At 62.4% G+C, this 2,657-nt stretch carries 4 protein-coding genes and 1 pseudogene; 1 reads left to right on the plus strand and 4 read right to left on the minus strand.

Annotation, left to right across the window (positions count from 1 at the left end):
- A pseudogene (locus LQV45_RS24900) lies at positions 1 to 275 on the plus strand (type 1 glutamine amidotransferase domain-containing protein); the annotation flags it as partial.
- Between the two features lie 86 nt (positions 276 to 361).
- Here the strand turns inward: LQV45_RS24900 and LQV45_RS24905 are convergent.
- From LQV45_RS24905 to LQV45_RS24915, 4 genes are all read right to left on the minus strand, one after another.
- Positions 362 to 799 (minus strand): hypothetical protein, encoded by a 438-nt coding sequence (locus LQV45_RS24905; protein ID WP_230009302.1) that lies wholly within the window; start codon positions 797 to 799, stop codon positions 362 to 364.
- 89 nt (positions 800 to 888) lie between these two features.
- A complete protein-coding gene (locus tag LQV45_RS24910) occupies positions 889 to 1,494 on the minus strand; it encodes a dihydrofolate reductase family protein (RefSeq protein WP_230009304.1) in 606 nt (201 codons plus the stop codon).
- Positions 1,495 to 1,834: 340 nt separating this feature from the next.
- Positions 1,835 to 2,086, minus strand: a complete 252-nt coding sequence (locus LQV45_RS35920) for a helix-turn-helix domain-containing protein (protein ID WP_374208293.1) — start codon at positions 2,084 to 2,086, stop codon at positions 1,835 to 1,837.
- Positions 2,087 to 2,208: 122 nt separating this feature from the next.
- Positions 2,209 to 2,565, minus strand: coding sequence for a hypothetical protein (locus tag LQV45_RS24915; protein ID WP_230009305.1), 357 nt, complete (start codon positions 2,563 to 2,565; stop codon positions 2,209 to 2,211).
- Positions 2,566 to 2,657 lie beyond the last annotated feature (92 nt).

Consider the following 2,657-nt stretch of genomic DNA (forward strand, 5'->3'; position numbering starts at 1 on the left):
AGGTCATCCCGTTCTTCTTGGCAGACCGACTTGAGGAACAGGGCGCCACCCACGTCTCCGCTGATGTCTTTGAAGAGAAGGTCGTGGTTGACGACCGGCTGGTGACCGGCCAGAACCCGGCCTCGGCCGCCGGCGTGGCCAAGGAGATGGAGAAGCTCTTCGCAGCGGTCATCCATCAGGAAAAAGCCGAGGAACAGCACGACGCGGAGGCTCTGCGCGCCGAGAAGGACGCCGAGAAAGACGCCAAGAAGGCTGCCGCAGAAGCGGAGCACTAACACCAAGATCGCACTGAAACTGGCGGCCACCCCGTCAACGGGGTGGCCGCCTCCGGTCTGCGGCAACCGCGAACACAAAACAAGGATCAGTAGCCGTACTTGTTGACCACGACCTGCACAATGTTGGTGTCGTCGTCCCGACCGTAGTCAGTGATCGTAATGCGTACGTTCCATCCGTCGATGACGCCAATGCCCCGGCAGTCCAGTCCGCCTGCATTGATCCTCTGCTCCCGTACGCATGGCTTGTACTCCTGTGGCGTTAAACCCACCTGCTGAACGTACCGCTCCAGGTCACCCTCCCGGTACTTCCGGTGAGTGTCCCAACGGTATGCGTACTGGGAGCAAGGTCCATCGAGCGGGATGCACAGCGCACTGCCCACCGGCTCCTGCGTTCTTAAGGGTTCCCATCCCGGCTCTGGCTGGAGGCGGTCGGCAATCGTCTTGAGCTCAGCGACAATCTGATCGCTCTTCCACGATGGCCAGAGGAAGAATGCAGTGACAGAGGCAACCGTTACTGCCAGCACACCGAGCCATATTTTGCGCCCCCTGCTCATTCTCGTCCCGCTCCCCACGGCGTACCTCTCTGGTTGTGAGGCCCGGAGTGCCTACGGACTTAACTGGCGCGGCGGTAACGGATGTGGGTGGCCAGCGGTGAGTGGAGCACCTCGGCGGGCTCGAAGCCGAAGGATTCAACCCCGTCGAAAATACGTTCGCCCGAACCGAGCAGGACCGGTGCGATGTCGAGGGTGAGCTCGTCGATCACGCCGGCGATCAGTGCCTGCCGGACGGTCGAGGCCCCGCCGGCGATGTCCACGCCCTTGTCCCCGGCGGCCTGGCGGGCTGCGGAGTAGGCCGCGTCGAAGCCCTCGGTGACGAAGTGGAAGGTCGTTCCGCCGTCCATCTGGATCGGGTCGTGTCCGTGATGGGTCAGCACGAACACCGGCGCGTGGTACGGCGGTTCGGCTCCCCACCACCCGGCCCAGTCCTCATCCCAGTCCCCGCGGACCGGGCCGAACATGTTCCGACCCATCACATACGCACCCCGTGGGCGCATGAGCCACTCGTTCGCGACCTTGTCGGCATCGTTGGCCCGCGGGTCGCCGATGTGCCAGCGGTGCAGCTCCAGCCCCCGCTTGCCCAGGGGGTTCTCGCGGCTCTGGTCCGGCCCGGCGACGAAGCCATCCAGCGAGATCGACATGTGGCAGGTGGTGTCCGGCATCGCGAACCTCCAGAGTGATAGCGGCTTGCATGCGGTCGTGGGGATTCTGGGGATCGTAGCAGGTGATGGCATCCTCGACCACCGTCTCCGGCGGCTGGTCGCCGGCGGTCTCCTCACCCGGGCACGTGGGCCGGATTGTGGGTGCGGCGTTTCCGCGGAACCCTTTCCGGGCAAAGCGAAAGGCCCCTGCGTTCCTTGTAAACAAAGGAAAGCAGGGGCCTCGTTGTTTCGCGGTGACGGTGGGATTTGAACTCTTTTAGATGCCTTGCCGATGCAAGGAAACGCCTAGATTTCGCGGATTTTCATAACGTCACGTCACGCCAATTCACGCTAAGTGTTGTCAGAATGTTGCCACGATGTTGTCAGGAGGGTGCCGGTTTGCACGAATCCCTACGCGTGGAGTCCGTCGGCGTTCGACCAGGGCAGTTGGGACCACCACGTTCAAAGCTTGAATCGCTTCGATGTCCGCCACTGAGAACCGAAGCTCCGTGCCGATACGGCAATGCGGCCAAGAGTTCTCCTTCAGGTGCCGGTAGGCCGTGCTTCTACTAATACCGCACATGGCCGCAACATCCTCGAGGGTCCACAGCAACAGGTGCAGCGGATACTTGTCCAGCCGGTCATCCTACTTGACGGCTTCCGGCTGTTCGTCCTGCGGGCTCGAGTTAGTCTCATCGTTCATGCCATCGATGTTAGCCGGGCCGATTCGCGGCTCTACTCAGGCAGGAATCCGGGCAGACGGTTTCCCCAGCGGATTCCGCGTAGGTGCTCGGGACAGCGCCGATACTCCTCAATATCCCAGTCTGATTCAGACCCGCGTTCCACGTTGCCGGCGGGGATCCAAGCCCAATGCCCGTGCCGCCCGTCGTCCGCCCATCCCACAAGGACGTAAGAGGGGTTCCAGCGTTCCGCGACGGCATAGACACCTATGGTTCCGCCGTCAGCCAGGGGCAGGGTTGCTATCACTTTGGGATAGTTCCCGTACTCCAACGACTTGGTTTCTTCTGGCTGGTGGCCCGGGTCCGGTTTCAGGTGCTCGCACGTTTCGCCGTCGAGCGTGAACGATGCCATCCGGTAAATACATCTGCTGCGTGTCAGTATCCGGCCTACCGCGGCCGCGTCACCACGCGTTCACTTTGGCGGCTCTTGACGAAGTGTCGTCC

The sequence above is a fragment of the Microbacterium sp. Bi128 genome (assembly GCF_918698205.1).